Source organism: Paraburkholderia acidiphila (genome assembly GCF_009789655.1).
Lineage (GTDB): Bacteria > Pseudomonadota > Gammaproteobacteria > Burkholderiales > Burkholderiaceae > Paraburkholderia > Paraburkholderia acidiphila.
This window is the reverse complement of the sequence record NZ_CP046910.1, coordinates 1176393-1193130: the sequence shown is the minus strand read 5'-3', so window position 1 is coordinate 1193130 and position 16738 is coordinate 1176393. Positions and strand designations below refer to the sequence as shown.

15 protein-coding genes are annotated in these 16738 nt (G+C 65.4%); 4 read left to right on the top strand and 11 right to left on the bottom strand.

All coding sequences use genetic code 11. The annotated features are described in order from the left end of the window. Positions 1–45: 45 nt before the first annotated feature. Positions 46–501, bottom strand: a complete 456-nt coding sequence (locus FAZ97_RS19960) for a hypothetical protein (RefSeq protein ID WP_158760150.1) — start codon at positions 499–501, stop codon at positions 46–48. A 411-nt stretch (positions 502–912) separates the two neighbouring features. Here FAZ97_RS19960 and FAZ97_RS19955 point away from each other — a divergent pair, with 411 nt between their 5' ends. After that, positions 913–1503, top strand: a complete 591-nt coding sequence (locus FAZ97_RS19955) for a BPSL1445 family SYLF domain-containing lipoprotein (protein ID WP_158760149.1) — start codon at positions 913–915, stop codon at positions 1501–1503. 35 nt (positions 1504–1538) lie between these two features. Continuing rightward, a complete protein-coding gene (locus FAZ97_RS19950) occupies positions 1539–1976 on the top strand; it encodes an acyl-CoA thioesterase (RefSeq protein ID WP_158760148.1) in 438 nt (145 codons plus the stop codon). Between the two features lie 23 nt (positions 1977–1999). Here FAZ97_RS19950 and surE read toward each other — a convergent pair whose 3' ends face one another. After that, on the bottom strand, positions 2000–2788 hold the full coding sequence (gene surE, locus FAZ97_RS19945) for a 5'/3'-nucleotidase SurE (protein WP_158760147.1): 789 nt from the start codon (positions 2786–2788) through the stop codon (positions 2000–2002). A gap of 185 nt (positions 2789–2973) precedes the next feature. Here surE and ydiK point away from each other — a divergent pair, with 185 nt between their 5' ends. Together ydiK and FAZ97_RS19935 are read left to right on the top strand one after the other, a co-directional pair. Then, positions 2974–4056 (top strand): AI-2E family transporter YdiK, encoded by a 1083-nt coding sequence (gene ydiK, locus FAZ97_RS19940; RefSeq protein ID WP_158761003.1) that lies wholly within the window; start codon positions 2974–2976, stop codon positions 4054–4056. Between the two features lie 198 nt (positions 4057–4254). Then, positions 4255–6945: an ATP-dependent Clp protease ATP-binding subunit gene (locus FAZ97_RS19935; protein WP_158760146.1), complete on the top strand. Its 2691-nt coding sequence runs from the start codon at positions 4255–4257 to the stop codon at positions 6943–6945. Positions 6946–6983: 38 nt separating this feature from the next. Here the strand turns inward: FAZ97_RS19935 and FAZ97_RS19930 are convergent, their stop codons facing one another. The 9 genes from FAZ97_RS19930 to FAZ97_RS19890 all read right to left on the bottom strand — a co-directional run bounded on the left by FAZ97_RS19930 (position 6984) and on the right by FAZ97_RS19890 (position 16636). Further along, positions 6984–8219: a type II toxin-antitoxin system HipA family toxin gene (locus FAZ97_RS19930; RefSeq protein WP_158760145.1), complete on the bottom strand. Its 1236-nt coding sequence runs from the start codon at positions 8217–8219 to the stop codon at positions 6984–6986. Then, a complete protein-coding gene (locus tag FAZ97_RS19925) occupies positions 8216–8446 on the bottom strand; it encodes a helix-turn-helix transcriptional regulator (protein WP_233271704.1) in 231 nt (76 codons plus the stop codon). Before FAZ97_RS19925 ends, FAZ97_RS19930 begins: the two co-directional genes overlap by 4 nt. 261 nt (positions 8447–8707) lie before the next feature. Beyond that, positions 8708–10345 carry an AMP-binding protein gene (locus FAZ97_RS19920; protein WP_158760143.1) on the bottom strand — a complete coding sequence of 546 codons (1638 nt, stop codon included), beginning with the start codon at positions 10343–10345 and terminating at the stop codon, positions 8708–8710. Positions 10346–10397: 52 nt separating this feature from the next. Then, entirely contained in the window at positions 10398–10814 is a 417-nt protein-coding gene (locus tag FAZ97_RS19915) for a RidA family protein (protein ID WP_158760142.1), read from the bottom strand. A 40-nt stretch (positions 10815–10854) separates the two neighbouring features. Next, on the bottom strand, positions 10855–12042 hold the full coding sequence (locus tag FAZ97_RS19910; protein WP_233271703.1) for an acyl-CoA dehydrogenase family protein: 1188 nt from the start codon (positions 12040–12042) through the stop codon (positions 10855–10857). A 1-nt stretch (position 12043) separates the two neighbouring features. Further along, positions 12044–12898: an enoyl-CoA hydratase family protein gene (locus FAZ97_RS19905; RefSeq protein WP_233271702.1), complete on the bottom strand. Its 855-nt coding sequence runs from the start codon at positions 12896–12898 to the stop codon at positions 12044–12046. A gap of 35 nt (positions 12899–12933) precedes the next feature. Further along, positions 12934–13497 carry a MarR family winged helix-turn-helix transcriptional regulator gene (locus FAZ97_RS19900; protein WP_158760139.1) on the bottom strand — a complete coding sequence of 188 codons (564 nt, stop codon included), beginning with the start codon at positions 13495–13497 and terminating at the stop codon, positions 12934–12936. Further along, complete coding sequence (locus FAZ97_RS19895) at positions 13494–14273, bottom strand: SDR family NAD(P)-dependent oxidoreductase (protein ID WP_158760138.1); 780 nt, start codon at positions 14271–14273, stop codon at positions 13494–13496. Before FAZ97_RS19895 ends, FAZ97_RS19900 begins: the two co-directional genes overlap by 4 nt. 2 nt (positions 14274–14275) lie before the next feature. Further along, positions 14276–16636: a bifunctional salicylyl-CoA 5-hydroxylase/oxidoreductase gene (locus FAZ97_RS19890; protein ID WP_158760137.1), complete on the bottom strand. Its 2361-nt coding sequence runs from the start codon at positions 16634–16636 to the stop codon at positions 14276–14278. Positions 16637–16738 lie beyond the last annotated feature (102 nt).

The window sequence follows — 16738 nt, the reverse complement described above, 5'->3', positions numbered from 1 at the left end:
TATCCTTGTCGGAGTTTGCCTGGCCGTGATGTAGGGCGTCGCTGCTCAGTTTGCTGCTTGGTTGCTCGCTTTGTTTGGCTTGCCTGCGTGGCAATGCGCGTGAAAGCACGACACCGTGAACCGCGTGCGTGAGCCATCGGTCCCGGCGCAGTGCTGGCTGCACGTGCGCGTCGTCATCTGCACGAAACGCTGCGGCATCGGGCGGCCCGTGCCGTGGGAAGCGGCGGCGCGTGGGGTGGCCGGCTGGAGCGGCGCGACTCGCCGGGCGCTGGCCGCATAGAAGACCAGTGAACAGAGGCTCATGGCTCCCGCGATCGCGCCGGTGGCGGCCGTCAGCCAGAATGTGCCGGCCGGGGCCGCGCAGAGCAGGAACAGCATGGCGACGAAGCCCACGTAGAGCGGCGGCAGCAGATAGACGCCGGCGCCGCTCAGATGATCGATGACGCGCGCGAGCATCGGCGTGCGCGGTTGTGGCGATCGATCTGGCGTAGTGGGCAGCATGGCGAAACTCGTTCGAGGGACGGGCGGGGCGCCGCTGCGTGGGGAATCGCAACCTGCGCCCTGGTATGCCCACAATTTAGCGACGGGGGCGGCCCGCCGATATCGAACAGATTCGAAAGGCGCGATGATGTTGCATTGCATCGAACGCCTGCGGCTGGACATTTCCTTACATCTCTGTGCGAACTCGATGCCCGCTGCATGGTCCTATACCCCCAAGGATGAGCGGTCATGGCCGCCGCAGCCGGCCGGGCACCGGTGAGGCCGGGTGCCGATGGGTGCCGGCGGGCCGGATTGCGGGTTTGCCCCGGCGACGCCCATGCGCGCTATCCTGTAGCGCTTTGCGCGCGGCCCGGATGTCCGCGACCGGGCCGGCGCAGACATTCGAAGTCCCCTTTGCACAGGAACCCTCTCATGCGCCGACGTCAATTTCTTCTCAGCTCCAGTGCCGCTCTCGCCGCCGGCGGCCTCGCGCTTGCCGGCTGCACGACCACGCCGCCGGGCTCCCAGAGCGGCGCTGCGCAGAACACGGCGAAGCGCAATTCGATCGACGCGGGCGTCGACGCCACGCTCACGCGCCTCTTCAACACGGTGAGCGGGTCGCAGGAACTGATCTCGAAGTCGAGCGGCGTGCTCGTCTTTCCGCAAGTTCTCTCGGCGGGCTTCTGGATCGGCGGGCAGTACGGCACCGGCGCGCTGCGCGTGGATGGCCGCACGACGGGTTACTACAGCACCATTGCGGGCTCGTTCGGTCTGCAGATCGGCGCGCAGTCCAAGGCCATCATCTTCGCGTTCATGAACCCGGTCGCGCTCAACGATTTCACGAACAGCCAGGGCTGGTCGGCCGGCGCGGATGCCACGGTTGCGCTCGTCACGGTGGGCGCGAACGGCAACGTCGATACCTCGACCGCCACGAGCCCGGTGGAGGCGTTCGTGCTGACCAACGCGGGCCTCATGGCCGGGGTATCGCTGGAAGGCGTGAAAGTGTCGCGGCTCGTGATTTGACGGTGCCGCGAGCAGGCATGACAGGAGGCACACGCATGGCGACGCCCACATACCGCCGCAAACACAAGATCCACTTCTCGGAGTGCGATCCCGCCGGCATCGTGTTCTATCCGCAGTATTTCGTCCTCTTCAACGACCTCGTCGAGTCGTGGATCGACGAGTTGCTGCCGCAAGAGGGCTATCACGGCGTGATAGGCGAACGCCGCGTGGGCATGCCGACCGTGCGGCTCGAAGTGGATTTCAAGGCCGTGAGCAGGATGGGCGACGAGGTCTGGCTGTCGCTCGACGTCGAGCGCCTGGGCGGCGCGTCGCTCACGCTGGCGTGGGCCTGCACGGGCGTGGACGGCGTGCTGCGCATGACGGCGCGCCAGACCATCGTGACGACCTCGCTCGACACCCACAAGTCGATTGGCATTCCTGATGACATTCGCGACGCGATCGCGCGGGCGATGGAGTCCGCCGCGCGCACATAAGCGTCACGATCATCGGGCCATCTTCAGGCGGCAGCGCCGAGCGCCGCCTGCAACGTGACAAAGGTTTTTTCGTCGGTGCGTTCGAAATGCAGCGGCGTGACCGAAACGCGGCCGGAGTTCACCACGGTCGTTTCGCTGTCGGGCCCGTTTTCGCGCGGGCCGCGATTGAAGCGCAGCCAGTGGTAATCCATGCCGCGCGGATCGATCTGCGGCACGACGTCGATACCCTGCACGAGCCCCACGCCCTGGCGCGTGACCGTGAGCGGTCCCGCGGCGCTTGCGTCGATATCGGGGAAATTCACGTTCAGGCAAACGGGCGCATCGTGCGCCACGGCGGCGAGGCGGCGAATCACGTCCGGTGCGAGCGCGCGGGCGGTGTCCCAGCGCACACGCTCGCGGTCGCGGAAGGTCTGGCTCAAGGCGATGGACGGCAGGCCGAGCAGAAGGCCCGTCATGGCTGCGCCTACCGTGCCGGAGAACATCGTCTCCACGCCGAGGTTGCCGCCGCGGTTGATGCCCGAGAGCACGAGCGAAGGGCGCACGTCGCCCATGAGCTGGCGCACCGCCATCACCACGCAATCGCCCGGCGTGCCGAGCACGCCGAAGCGCCGCTCGCCGCGCCGGGAGACGCGCAGCGGCGTGTGCAGGCTGATCGAGTGCGAGGTGCCGCTCTGGTCGTGTTCGGGCGCGACGACCCAGACTTCGTGCGCGAGTTCGGCGGCCACGGCTTCGAGCACGGCGAGGCCGGGCGCGTCGATGCCGTCGTCGTTGGTGAGGAGCACGCAGGGCAGTTTGCTATCGGTTGCAGTCATGGCTGGCTCTTCTTCGTTGCAAGGTCGGGGAAAGGGCCATTATTCCAGAGTGTGTTCCGGACGGCAGCGGGGCGGCAGCGCAGCGGCACTTTTAAAACGGATTCGTAACGTATCCGATATAGACTAGCGCGTCGGCGCCATGAGGCGCGCCCTGCTGCAAGGAGAAGTACGTGAAGCCGCAAGTCATGCCGGACATCGCCCGCATCCTGTTCGTTGTTGCCATACTCTGCGCGCTGACGATCGGCAGCCTCTACGTCATGCGTCCGTTCCTCCCGGGACTGATCTGGGCGACGACGATCGTCGTCGCGACCTGGCCCGCCATGAAAGCCATTGAGCGGCGCTGCGGCAACCGCCGCTGGCTCGCCACGCTCGTGATGCTGCTCATCCTTCTGGTCGTGATCGTGCTGCCGCTCTATGAAGCCATCTCGACGCTCGCGTTGCACGGCGGCGAGATCATGGAGCTGATCCGCAAGCTGCCCGACTACGCGTTGACGGCGCCGCCGCAGTGGGTCAATGACATTCCCGTGGTGGGCGGCCGTATTGCCAGCAAGTGGCAGGAGTTTTCGGACGCGGGTCCTGGCGGCCTGCTCGCGCAACTCGAACCGTACGTTTCGATCGCCGCGCACTGGCTGATCGGCCATGCCGCTTCGGTGGGCGTGTTCGTCATGCACATGTTCATCACGGTCATCATCACGGGCATTCTGTACAGCAACGGCGAGCAGGCCGCCGACTATGTCACGCGCTTCGCCATGCGCGTCGCGCCCGCTTATGGCGAGCAGGCGGTCAAGCTCGCGGGCGCTTCGGTTCGCGCGGTGGCGCTCGGCATCGTCGTCACGGCGATCCTGCAGTCGGCGCTCGGCGGCATCGGCCTGTGGGTGGCCGGGGTGCCGGGAGCGGGCGTGCTCACGGCCGTGATGCTCATGCTGTGTCTCGCGCAGATCGGCCCGACGCTGCCGCTGCTCGGCGGCGTGATCTGGCTGTTCGTGCATGACGCGCATATCGCAGGCAGCCTGCTCGCGGTGTGGTCCGTGATGGTCGCCATGCTCGACAACCTCGTGCGGCCGGTGCTGATCCGCCGCGGCGTCAATCTGCCGATGCTGCTGATTCTCTCCGGCGTGCTCGGCGGCTTGTTCGCCTTCGGGATCGTCGGCCTCTTCATCGGCCCGGTGATCCTCGCCGTCTCGTCCACGTTGCTGAGCGCATGGATACGCGACCCGGCGGCGCAAGTCCGCGATGCGGCCAACTCGGCAGCCCGCCAGGACGGTTGAGGCGGCGCAAGCCATTCCATCGATTCGCAAACGTCTCCTTGACGACGCGCAGTTCGATTCGACGCTACGATGACGTCTGAACTTCGCTTCGGTATTCGTTAGAGCATTCATGCGGCGCTCGCGTGAGCCTGCCTTGTGCCATTCCTGGTCGAGGGCGGCGCATCCGCGCGCGCTGCGCACGGCTTCCAAGGAGACGAAATGGCTCAGTTCAACTGCGATATCTGCGGCGTGCGCCCCGCGACGGTGCGGGTCGCCGTATTGCAGGACGGCAGACGGCGTTTTCTCGATGTCTGCGACTATCACTATGCGCAGCTCACACGGCATCAGCGCACCTTGAGCCCGCTGGAGGCGCTGTTTCGCGCCTCGCAGCAGGCCGACGGTACAGGCGATACCGGCGACGCGGCGGCCGAACCCGCGCCACAGGCGATGGAAGCCGGCGACGGCGCGATTGTCGAGCGCTATTTCAGCGACGTGGCGCGTGAATTGCTGCAGCGCGCAGCGGAGCGGGCGGTGCAGTTCGGGCGGCGCGAGGTCGACACGGAGCATCTGCTTTACGAACTCGCGGGCAACGACGCCGGCGCGGCGATCCTCAAGCGGCTCGGCATTCAGCCCGACGACGTGCGCGCGTTCATCGACGCCAATGCGCAGAAGCGCGAAGGCGCGGGTGTGCCCGAGGACGGCCGTATCGGCGTCTCGCCACGCTTGAAGGGCGCGCTAGACCGCGCATTTCTCGTCTCGCGCGAACTGGGTCACAGCTACGTCGCGCCCGAACATTTGCTCTTCGGCCTCACGCAGGTGCCAGAAAGCTTTGCGGGCCATCTGCTCGGCCGCTATGGCGTCACGCCTCAAAAGGTGTTGCAGCGGCTCGTCGAGGCCCAGGGCGACAAGCGCGAGCGTCCCGCCGCGAAGGGCCCGAGCGCGACACCGCAACTCGATCAATACAGCCGCGACCTCACGGCGCTTGCGAGCGAGGGCAAGCTCGACCCGGTGATCGGCCGTTCGAGCGAGATCGAGACCGTGGTGGAAGTCCTCGCACGCCGGCGCAAGAACAACCCGGTGCTGATCGGCGAACCTGGCGTAGGCAAGACGGCCATTGCCGAAGGGCTCGCTCAACGCATGCTTAACGGCGACGTGCCCGAATCGCTGCGCGGGCGGCGGCTCGTCGAGTTGAACGTCAACGGGCTGATCGCGGGTGCGAAGTATCGCGGCGAATTCGAAGAGCGCGTGAAAGGCGTGATGGAGGAAATCGCGGCGCAGCGCGAGAGCCTCGTGCTCTTCATCGACGAAGTGCACATGATCGTCGGCGCGGGCCAGGGCGGCGGCGAAGGCGGCCTCGATATCGCCAACGTCTTCAAGCCGGCCATGGCGCGCGGCGAACTGAACCTGATTGGCGCGACGACGCTCTCGGAGTACCAGAAGTACATCGAGAAGGACGCGGCGCTCGAGCGGCGCTTTCAGCCGGTGTTCGTCTCCGAGCCGAGCGTCGATCAGACGATCAACATCCTGCGCGGCTTGCGCGACAAGCTCGAGGTGCATCACCACGTCACCATTCGCGACGACGCACTCGTTTCGGCCGCCGAACTATCGGACCGCTACGTGATGGGCCGATTCCTGCCCGACAAGGCGATCGATCTGGTCGACCAGGCGGCGGCGCGCGTGCATCTTTCGGCCACCTCGCGGCCCGCGGCGATTCTCGAACTCGAAGCGGAGCTGGCGCAGTTGCGGCGCGAGCAGGACTACGCGGCGACGCGCAAGAATTTCGAGCGCGCGCACACGCTCGACGAGCCGATCGACGACAAGGAAAAGGCGCTCGCGCAGGCCACCAATGACTGGAAAGGCCAGCTCGGCACCGTGACCTCCGACGTGACGAGCGAAGATGTCGCGGAGATCGTCTCGAAGCTCACGGGCGTGCCCGTCACGCAGCTGACCGCCGAGGAGCGCACGCGACTGCTCGAAATGGAACAGCGGCTGCATGAGCGCGTGATTGGCCAGGAGCAGGCCATCGTCGCGGTCAGCGACGCGGTGCGCCGTTCGCGCGCCGGGCTGCGGCGCGGGCGGCGGCCCACGGCGGTGTTCCTGTTCCTCGGGCCGACCGGCGTCGGCAAGACCGAGCTTGCGAAGGCGCTGGCCGAAGTGGTGTTCGGCGACGAGGACGCTATCGTGCGCATCGACATGAGCGAGTACATGGAGCGCCACGCGGTGTCGCGGCTGATCGGCTCGCCGCCGGGTTATGTCGGCTATGACGAGGGCGGGCAGCTGACCGAGAAGGTGCGTCGCCGCCCCTATTGCGTGATCTTGCTCGACGAGATCGAGAAAGCCCACTCCGACGTCTACAACGTCCTGCTGCAGGTGTTCGACGACGGGCGGCTCACCGACGGCAAGGGACGTGTGGTCGACTTCAGCAATACGGTCGTGATCGCGACGAGCAATCTCGGCTCCGACGTGGTCTCGGGGCAAAAGCGCTCGGGGCCGGGTTTCCTCTCCAGCGCCGAAGGTGCGATGCAGGGTGCCGTGATGGGCGAGTTGCGCCAGCACTTCCGGCCCGAGTTCCTGAATCGCATCGACGAGATCATCGTGTTCCAGCCGCTTAGCGGCGACGAACTGCGCTCGATCGTGCGGCTGCAACTCGAGCAGGTCCGGCGCATGGCGCGCAGCCAGGATATCGACCTGACGTTCGACGACAGCGTGATCGACCACCTCGCGTCGGACGGGTATCGGCCGGAATTCGGCGCGCGCGAGTTGAAGCGCAAGATGCAGCAGGCGGTGGAGAACGAACTGGCGAAGGAAATGCTCAAGGGCGGTGTGAAGGAGGGCGCCAAGGTCGTGTGCCGCTACGACGCGGCGGACAAACGCATGGCGTTCGCGGTGCAGGAGGCGGGCAAGCATTGACGCAGGCGGCCGGCGCGTCGATGCTCGTGCTCGCGCGCCTAACGCACCAGCTTCGGGCGTGAGACGGGTTTGACGCCCGGTCGCTCGACGGCCCGCCGGATCTTTGCGAGCAGATCGCCCTCGTGGAATCGCTGGTCGTCCGTGAGACGCTCGGCGACTATGAGATAGGCGTCGCTCAGGCGGCCCATGATTTCCTCGCTTTCCGTCTGCCGCAGATCGAGACGCCGCGCAAAGGCATGGAGTTCCGCCGGCAGCGGGAACGTCTTGCTCCGGTTCAGGCTCAGCGCCATGCGCCCGTCGAGATCCGGATAGATGTCCGTGCAGACCACATCGAACACCGGAGCAAGACGGCGCGGCCCGGTCGGATCGATATAGAGGATTCCCAGGTTCTTCATGTGGGCATCGCCGTCGCGCAGCAGGCACGAAAGGGCGATGCGCTCGAAAAGGCGGCGTTTTTGCGCGGGATCCGAGCGCGTATAGATGTCCACCGCCTTCGCGATCATCTCGTAGCTGCCCTCGTACTTGGCCTTGCCGGTGAGCACGCTCATGTCCTCGAAGCCGAGGGGCGAGCCGTTCGCCTCGCGGTCGAAGCGTGACATGACGAAGAGCTTGCCGTCTTCGGAAAGCCAGAAGTCCGGGACTTCGAGCGCCGCCTCCTTCGCCACCGACATGCAGAAGTATTCGTTGCGCGCGAGCCCGGGAAAGTCATCGCCTTCGGCCTTCACGATCACCGTGCGCAGGGGGAGTGCCGTGTGCTCCGCGGGGCGCGCAGCGGCTTCGGCGGCGAGCGGCACAACGGCCTTCGGCTGCACGCCGGAGATGCCTGAACCGAGCGCATAGCGGTCGATCAGGCGCTCGAACAGCCGGCCCGAGGGCGAGGAAAGCAATTCGTCCAGACGCTCGCCTTCGCTCTGCGGCACGCGCTCGCCCGGCACGGAATACGTGAGCCGGCCGATTTGATTGGTGCCGGCGAGAAAGAGCAGAAACATGTCGCTCGGCGCGCCGTAACGCGCGAGCCGCTCCTCGATGACGAAGCGCAGATAGCCCTCTGGCCGGTTCATCGCGAAGATGCCCATCAGGTCGCCGCTCGCATAGCTCTGGCGCCGCACCGGCATGGTGAGCGATACGGCGGCCACGTCCGGTACGTCGCCGTAATTGAAGACGAAGCGGCTTTCGCGCGCGAGCAGACCGCACGGGCCCTGCGGCGTATGGACTTCCAGATTGCGGATTTCGCGCAGGAGCCGCTCGAGGTCGAATGATGCGCCGGCGGTCATTCGTCGTCCCTGAAGATGTCGTTCAGGTCCTCGAGGATGACAGTGTTCATGGGGCGAAGCACGACTTCGTAGCCGAGCGCGTTCACGAGACGGCAGAGTTCGCGTATGCCGACGTTGCCTGCGTGTTCAGCGTTCGTGACCGTGCGGCGGGCGACGCCAGCCTGCTCCGCCAGGGCCTGCTGGGTCAGCTTGCGCTCGCGTCGCGTCGCGCGCAGTCTTTCTGACAAGCGCTCAACGTTGGAAATCGAGAGATTCGCGGGTTTTTTGCGCATCATGGTGCGCATTATAGGTCGTGTTCGGACGTTTTGCGCATAATTATGCGCGCAAAGGTGCTAAAAGTGGGTCCCATGAAATGCGCACAATATTGCGCAAATTAGTGATCCATCCACAAAATGCGCAAAATGATGCGCATTCCCTCAAAGAGTTGGTGTTTTGAAGGCGTTAAAAAATAGACGGTTTACGTAGTATTTTTTGCGCCTGGCGCCGTCTTACATCGACCTCAACGCCGAGCGTTTGAGCTTGCCGGTCTCAGTGCGCGGCAGTGCGTCGATAAACGCAATCAAGCGCGGATACTTGTACGCCGCCACGGCGCTCTTCACGAAGTTCTGCAACTCGGAGACCAGCGCGTCGCCAGCGCTAAAGCCGGGGCGCAAGACGACGAATGCCTTCACCACCTGCCCACGCAGTTCGTCCGGTACGCCCGTTACGCCGCATTCGGCCACGGCGGGGTGCTGCATGAGTACCGTCTCGATTTCGGGTCCCGCGATGTTGTAGCCCGACGAAACGATCATGTCGTCGGAGCGGGCCTGATAGAACACATAGCCGTCGGCGTCGATGGAAACAGCGTCGCCGGGCAGGTTCCAGCCGCCGCGCACGAACACGCTCTGGCGTTCGTCGGCGAGGTAGCGGCACCCGGTTGGGCCACGCACGGCGAGATTGCCCGTCACGCCGGGCGGCACCGGCTGCAGGTCGTTGTCCAGCGCCTGCACGACGTAGCCGGGCACCGCGCGGCCGATCGAGCCGGGCCGCACATCGGCGCCCGCGGACGAGACGAAGATATGGATCAGTTCGGTGCCGCCAATGCCGTCGATCATCTCAATGCCCGTCGCGCTGCGCCACAGGTCGCGCGTGGCCTGCGGCAGCGCCTCGCCGGCGGATACCGTCTTGCGCAGGCTGGCAAGGTCGTACCGCGTAACGAGCGGCGCCATCTGCCGGTAGAACGTGGGCGCGGTGAAGACGATCGTCGCGTGAAAGCGCTGAATCGTGTCGAGCAGCAGCGCCGGCGTGAGCTTTTCGATTAGCACGGTCGACGCGCCGGCGCGCATCGGAAAACACAGCAGCCCTCCCAGCCCGAACGTGAACGCGAGCGGCGGCGTGCCACAGAACACGTCCTCGGCCGTCGGCTTCAGGACATAACGCGGGAACAGGTCGCACATCGCAATTACGTCGCGATGAAAGTGCATGCAGCCCTTGGGCATGCCCGTCGTGCCGCTCGTGAACGCGATCAGGCAGACGTCGTCGCTGGCTGTGTCGCACGCCGTAAAATCCGCCGGCTTGTCTGCTGCGCGTGCCTCCAGGGTGCCAGGCGAGTCGTCGTGGAAATAGCAGACCTGTTTGATGCCTTCGTAAAAGAATTCGTCTGCGGGATCCATGCAGCGCGCGAGTTCTTCGGTGAGCCGCACGTCGCACAAAGCCGCGCAAACCCGCGCTTTCGCGGCAATCTGCTTGAGCTCTTTCGCGCGCAACAGCGGCATGGTGGGAATGACCACGAGACCTGCCTTGAGCGACGCAAGAAACGCCACCGCCATCTGCAGCGTATTCGGCCCGCGCAACAGCACGCGATTTCCCGGCTGCAGCCCCATGTCTTCCACCAGCACGCGCGCGCTGCGATTCACGAGCGCGAGCAGTTGCGCATAGGTGGTCGCTTGTGGCTTGCCGTCGACGTCCGACCAGATGGCCGGGCGCTCGCCGTGCCCGGCCTCGATCGCACGGTCCAGCAACTCGACGGCGCAATTCATGCGCGCCGGATAGGCGACGTCGGGGTTGTCGAGCAGCATGTCGGGCCACTGCGACTCGGGCGGCAGATGATCGCGTGCGAACGTATCGACATGGGCGGTGGGTTGCATGGCGTCTCCGGCAGTCTATTTGAGCTGATCGTTGCGTTGCGTGGGCGGCGGTCTATTGGCGTGTGAGGCGCGCCTCGTCGGGAATCACGGCCGTCGCTTCGATTTCCACTTTTGCGTCGTCTTCCATGAGCGCCACCACCTGAACCGCGCTCATGGCGATGTCGTAGTCGCCGATCAGCTCGCGAAACGCCGCGCCGATTTCCTTCAGTGATGCCAGGTACTCCTTCTTGTCGGTGACGTACCAGGTCATGCGCACGAGGTGCTCGGGCTTGCCGCCCGCTGTTTCGAGCACGGCGACGATATTGCGCAGCGCCTGCACGGCCTGCGCGCCGAATTCACGGCTCGTGAAGCGCGCGTTCTCGTCCCAGCCGATTTGCCCGGCGATATAGACCTGCGTGCCGGAAACGGCGACGCCATTGGCATAACCACGCGGCTTGACCCAGCCTGCGGGAAGAAGGGCTTGTTTCATGTTTCGTCCGGTTCCGTAGAGTGCGTCGCGCGGCGTTCGCTTACGCGGCGTTGTATGCCTTGAGCAAGTCTCGCCCGACGATCAGCTGTTGCACTTCCGTTGCGCCTTCGTAGATGCGCAGCGAGCGAATCTCGCGGTAGAGCGATTCGACGATATTGCCGCTTTGCACGCCCATGCCGCCCCAAAGCTGCACGGCCGCATCGATCACCTGCTGCGCGCCTTCGCTTGCGTGCCACTTCGCCATGGCGGCTTCGCGCGTCACGCTTGCGCCCTGGTCGCGCAGCCACGCGGCGCGATAAACGAGCAGGGCGCTGCTGTCGATGGTGAGCGCCATTTGCGCGAGCTTTGCCTGGGTCAACTGAAAATCGCCGAGCGTCTGGCCGAACATCTTGCGCGAAGCGGCGCGGGCGATCCCTTCAGCCATGGCGCGGCGCGCGAAGCCGAGCGACGCAGCGGCAACCGACGTGCGGAAAATATCGAGTGTGCGCATGGCGATCTTGAAGCCCTCGCCAGGGACGCCGAGCATCTGGCTGCGCTTCACGCGCGCGCCGGTGAAGCGCAGGCGCGCGAGCGGATGAGGCGCGATCACGTCGATGCGTTCGGCGATTTCGAGCCCAGGCGTGTCGGCATCGACCACAAACGCGCTGATGCCGCGTGCACCCGGCGCCTCGCCGGTGCGGGCGAACACCACGTAGAAGTCGGCGATGCCGCCGTTCGAGATCCACGTTTTTTCGCCGTCGAGCACGTAGTCGTCACCGTCGGTGCGTGCGGCGAGCGCCATCGCGGCGACGTCGGAGCCGGCTTCCGGTTCGGAGAGCGCGAACGCGGCGATCGCTTCGCCACGCGCCACGCGCGGTAGATAGCGCGACTTCTGCGTGTCGTTGCCAGCCAGCGAGATGGCGCCGGAGCCCAGGCCCTGCATGGCGAGCGCGAAATCCGCCAGGCCGGAGTGCTTTGCGAGCGTTTCTCGCAGCAGGCAGACGGCGCGCGTATCGATCGTGTCGCCGTGGCCGCCGTAAGCGGTGCCGCCCACGCCATAGCGCAGCCAGCCGGCTTCCCCTAGTTTGCGCACAAGGACGCGGCAGGTTGCATCGACATCGTCGTGGGGCACGTGCGCGAGATGCTCCCGCGACCACGTTTCGATTCCCGCGGCAAGCGCACGATGGCGATCTTCGAAGAACGGCCACGCAAGCGCGTCGTGGAGATGGGTGTCAACGGCAGCGTTCAATTTAGTCCCCTTCGAAAACCGGACGCGTCTTGCCTGCGAACGCGTCATAGGCGCGGCCGAAATCGCGTGTGGCCATGCAGATCGCCTGCGCCTGCGCTTCGGACTCGATGGCCTCGTCGATGCTCATGGTCCATTCCTGATGCAGCATCGTCTTGGTGATGCCGTGCGCAAAGGTCGGGCCGGAAGCGAGATCGGCGGCGAGCTTCTGTGCATCGGCGAGCAGCGCTTCGGGCTCGCAAATACGGTTGTAGAAGCCCCACGCGTGGCCTTCTTCGCCGCTTGCGGAGCGGCCCGTATAGAGCAATTCGGCCGCGCGGCCCTGACCGATGATGCGCGGCAGGATTGCGCAAGCGCCCATGTCGCAGCCGGCGAGCCCCACGCGTGTGAAGAGAAACGCGAGCTTGCTGCGTGCCGTGGCGTAGCGCATGTCGGAGGCCATGGCGAGAATGGCGCCCGCACCGGCGCATACGCCATCCACGGCGGCAATGATCGGCTGCGGGCAGTGGCGCATGGCTTTCACGAGGTCGCCGGTCATGCGCGTAAACATCAGCAGTTCGGGCATCGGCAGATCGATGAGCGGCGCGATGATGTCGTGCACGTCGCCGCCCGAGCAGAAGTTCTCGCCCGCGCCATGGAGCACGACCGCCTTCACATCGGTCGCATAGGCAAGCTGGCGAAACAGATCGCGTAGTTCTGCATACGATTCGAACGTGAGCGGATTCTTGCGCTCGGGGCGGTTGAGCGTGATGGTCGCCACACGGCCTTGTACCGACCAGCCGAAGTGTTGCGCCTCATAACCGGCAAGCGTCACGCGGTTGCCCGCGAAGAGCGCTTCGGCGCTGGAACGTGTCGTCAAAATGGGTCTCCCGGATCTCTGCAATGTCAGTGGTATCAGCCTTCCAGGCCGTTGCGCAGATGTTGTTTGAGCTTGCCGAGCCGCTCGTGCATCTTCGACTTTTCGTCGAGAGAGAGCCCGCCGAACAATTCGACCACCCATTGCTCGTGGGCGGCCGCCATGCGGTCGAAGAGGGCGCGGCCCTCGGCCGTGAGGCACACCACGAAGGCGCGCCGGTCGTCGGGGGCGACATCGCGCACGACGAGGCCCTCCTTTTCGAGCTGATCGGTAATGCCCGTGACGTTGCCGCCCGTCACCATGAGGCGTCGCGAGAGCTCCGTCATGCGCAGGCCTTCAGGGTGGCGTTCGAGCTGCGCCATCAGGTCGAAGCGCGGCAGCGTCGTGTCGAACTCGACGCGCAGGCGGCGGCGCAGCTCGGCTTGCACGAGGTTTGTCGTGGTGAGCAGGCGCAGCCACAGGCGCAGACCCATGTGGCTGTCGGCACCCGTGCTCATTTCCATGTCGACCACATTCCCGGCCGGCTTTTCAACGCCCTTGCGCGGCGCTTTCGTTGCGGCCTTCGCGGTGGCGTTCTTGCGCGTGGATGCGGGTGAGGTCATGTGATTTCTCCACCGGAAACGGAGACGGACTGACCCGTGATCGCCGACGATCCGGGGCCGCAGAGCCACAGCACCGCGTTCGCGACTTCTTCAGGCGTGACGAAACGCTGCTGCGGGTTGTGGCGCACGAGAATGCTGCGTGCTTCGGCTTCGGTGCGCGAGGTCTTGCGCGTAATCTGCTCGAGCGACGCCTGCAACAGCTCCGTTTCCGTGTAACCGGGGCACACGGCGTTCACGGTCACGCCTTGCGTGGCGACTTCGAGGGCCAGCGCGCGCGTCATGCCGATCACGCCGTGCTTCGAGGCGCAGTAGGCGGCGACGTACGGGTAGCCGACTTGACCCGCCGTGCTCGCGACATTGACGATGCGCCCGGCCTTGCGCGCGAGCATGGCGGGCAGGACTGCGCGCGTGCAAAGGAAGGCGCCCGTGAGATTCACGTCGAGCATGCGTTTCCAGAGCGCGAGGTCGGTTTGCGCAAATGGCGCGGCCTGGGCCTGGCCCGCATTGTTCACGAGAATATCGACGACGCCGAGCGTCTCGGCCGCGCGCGCGAATGCAGCATTCACGGCGTCTTCATCGGTGATATCCACGCTCACGCAGGCCACGTTCTCGCCGCCGCCGAGCGCGGCACGCTGCGCCTCGAGCCGCGCGGCGTCGCGGCCCATCAGCGTGACGCGTGCGCCGGCCTGCAGAAGCGCGGCGGCGCTCGCCGCACCGATGCCGCTGCCGCCGCCGGTAACGACGGCATGACGATCGTTCAGGATTGCCTGGTTCATGCTTACACGGTTCCTTCGGCGCGTTGCGCGCGCTCCAGCGGCGAGAGACCTGCCGCCGCTGCTGCAGCCGCGCGTTCGCGCTCGATATTGCGTTCGAGTTGCGTTTTGGCCGCTGTGTACTGATTCGGCCACTTGATGTCGAGGTAGCCGATGCGTGCGGCTTCGGTGAGCGTCCACGAGGGGTTGGCCAGATGCGGCCGTGCCACGGCGCACAGGTCGGCGCGCCCGGCCGCGATGATGCCGTTCACGTGATCCGCCTCGGAAATCGCGCCCACCGCGATCGTCGCGATGCCCGCTTCGTTGCGGATGCGGTCGGCAAACGGCGTCTGGAACATGCGGCCGAAGACGGGCTTTTCCTCCTTGCTGACCTGACCGGACGAAACGTCGATCATGTCCGCGCCGGCCGCCTTGAAGGCGCGCGCGATCTCGATGGCGTCGTCGGGCGTGTTGCCGCCTTCCACCCAGTCGTGCGCCGAGACGCGCACCGAAATCGGCTTGTCCTGCGGCCACACCGCGCGAATCGCCTTGAAAACCTCGAGCGGAAAACGCAGACGATTATCGAGCGAGCCGCCGTATTCGTCAGTGCGCTGGTTCGTGAGCGGCGAAAGGAAGCTCGAAAGCAGATAACCGTGCGCGCAGTGCAATTCGAGCCAGTCGAAACCCGCTGCTTCCGCCATTTGCGTGGCGTGCACGAATTGCGCCTGAATCTCGCGCAGTTCCTCCGTGCTTGCTTCGTGCGACCATTGGCTCACGCCGCGCAAATATTGCTGCGGCGAAGCGGAGACGAGCGGCCAGTTGCCATCGTCGAGCGGCTGGTCGATGCCTTCCCATGCCACGCGCGTCGAGCCCTTGGCGCCGGAATGGCCGAGCTGCATGCCGATCTTCGCGTCCGAGTTCGTGTGCACGAAATCGACGATGCGCTTCCACGCGTGCAAATGCTCGGGGGCATACATGCCGGGGCAGGCGGGCGTGATGCGCGCCTCGGGCGAGACGCAGGTCATCTCGGTCATGACGAGCGCGGCGCCACCCATCGCGCGCGCGCCCAGATGCATGAGGTGATAGTCGCCGGCCACGCCGTCATGCGCGGAGTATTGGGCCATCGGCGAGACGACCACGCGATTCTTTAACGTTACGCCGCGCACCGTATAAGGCGTGAACATGGGCGGCACGGCGCGCGCCTCGCCACCCGCGCGCTGCGCGAGCCAGGCTTCGAAGCCGGACAGATAACCCGCGTCGCGCTCGCGCAAATTTTCGTGCGAGATGCGCTGCGAGCGCGTGAGCAGCGAATAGGCGAACTGCTCCGGATCGAACTTCGTGTAACGGTCGACGTGCTCGAACCATTCGGTGGAATTGCGCGCGGCGTTCTGAATCCGCAGGACATCCACGCTGCGCACGTTCGTGTAGTGCGTGAGCGCCGCGCGCAAATCGGCCGGATGGGCTTCCATGCTGTTGGCGAGTTCGATCGCGTCTTCGAGTGCGAGCTTCGTGCCAGAGCCGATCGAGAAGTGCGCGGTGTGCGCTGCGTCCCCCATCAGCACGACGGGTATTTCAGCGCCGTCGGCCGCGGTCTTCCAGTGCACCCACTCGCGATTAACCACGCGCGGAAAGCGGATCCATTGCGACGAACCGCGCAGATGCGACGCATTCGAGCGCAGCGCGTGACCGTCGAGATAACGCGCAAAGAGCTTTTCGCAGAACGCGATGCTGTCTTCCTTGCTCATGGTGTCGAGGCCGGCTGCGCGCCACACGTGATCGGGCGTTTCGACGATGAACGTCGACGTGTTGTCGTCGAAGCGGTAGGCGTGCGCCTGGAACCAGCCCCATTCGGTTTCTTCGAACGCGAACGTGAAGGCGTCGAAGAGTTTCGACGTGCCGAGCCACACGAAGCGGCAATTGCGCAAATCGATATCGGGCTGGTACGTCGCGGCGTACTTCTGGCGCGTGGCGCTGTTCAGGCCGTCGCTCGCGATGATGAGGTCGGCGTGGGTCACGTCGTCATCGGTGATCTGCGATTCGAACACGAGCTTCACGCCGAGCGCTTCGCAGCGCGCCTGCAGGATGTTGAGCAGGCGCTTGCGGCCAATCCCGCAGAAGCCGTGGCCCGACGAGCGGATCGCACTGCCGCGGAAGTGAATCTCGATGTCGTCCCAATGATTGAAGGCGTCGAGAATTTCGTCCGCGCTTTCGGGGTCGGCCGCGCGCAGGTTGCCGAGCGTCTGGTCCGAGAACACCACACCCCAGCCGAACGTGTCATACGGGCGGTTCCGTTCGATCACGGTGATTTCGTAGTCGGGGTGACGGCGCTTCATCAAGAGGCCGAAATAGAGGCCCGCCGGCCCGCCGCCAATGCAAACAATGCGCATGCTCGCTCCTTCGTTCGGTCTGCAAGGGCAATGTAGGTCTAATTACTTTAGGTGTCAAGTAATTCGCCGCGTGTTGCCGGCGATGCCGGGATGACCCTGGGC

What these genes read in the sequence shown, in the direction of transcription:
- FAZ97_RS19960 (WP_158760150.1), bottom strand. Translation starts at nt 501, where the DNA reads ATGCTGCCCACTACGCCAGATCGATCGCCACAACCGCGCACGCCGATG.
- FAZ97_RS19955 (WP_158760149.1), top strand. Translation starts at nt 913, where the DNA reads ATGCGCCGACGTCAATTTCTTCTCAGCTCCAGTGCCGCTCTCGCCGCC.
- FAZ97_RS19950 (WP_158760148.1), top strand. Translation starts at nt 1,539, where the DNA reads ATGGCGACGCCCACATACCGCCGCAAACACAAGATCCACTTCTCGGAG.
- surE (WP_158760147.1), bottom strand. Translation starts at nt 2,788, where the DNA reads ATGACTGCAACCGATAGCAAACTGCCCTGCGTGCTCCTCACCAACGAC.
- ydiK (WP_158761003.1), top strand. Translation starts at nt 2,974, where the DNA reads ATGCCGGACATCGCCCGCATCCTGTTCGTTGTTGCCATACTCTGCGCG.
- FAZ97_RS19935 (WP_158760146.1), top strand. Translation starts at nt 4,255, where the DNA reads ATGGCTCAGTTCAACTGCGATATCTGCGGCGTGCGCCCCGCGACGGTG.
- FAZ97_RS19930 (WP_158760145.1), bottom strand. Translation starts at nt 8,219, where the DNA reads ATGACCGCCGGCGCATCATTCGACCTCGAGCGGCTCCTGCGCGAAATC.
- FAZ97_RS19920 (WP_158760143.1), bottom strand. Translation starts at nt 10,345, where the DNA reads ATGCAACCCACCGCCCATGTCGATACGTTCGCACGCGATCATCTGCCG.
- FAZ97_RS19915 (WP_158760142.1), bottom strand. Translation starts at nt 10,814, where the DNA reads ATGAAACAAGCCCTTCTTCCCGCAGGCTGGGTCAAGCCGCGTGGTTAT.
- FAZ97_RS19900 (WP_158760139.1), bottom strand. Translation starts at nt 13,497, where the DNA reads ATGACCTCACCCGCATCCACGCGCAAGAACGCCACCGCGAAGGCCGCA.
- FAZ97_RS19895 (WP_158760138.1), bottom strand. Translation starts at nt 14,273, where the DNA reads ATGAACCAGGCAATCCTGAACGATCGTCATGCCGTCGTTACCGGCGGC.
- FAZ97_RS19890 (WP_158760137.1), bottom strand. Translation starts at nt 16,636, where the DNA reads ATGCGCATTGTTTGCATTGGCGGCGGGCCGGCGGGCCTCTATTTCGGC.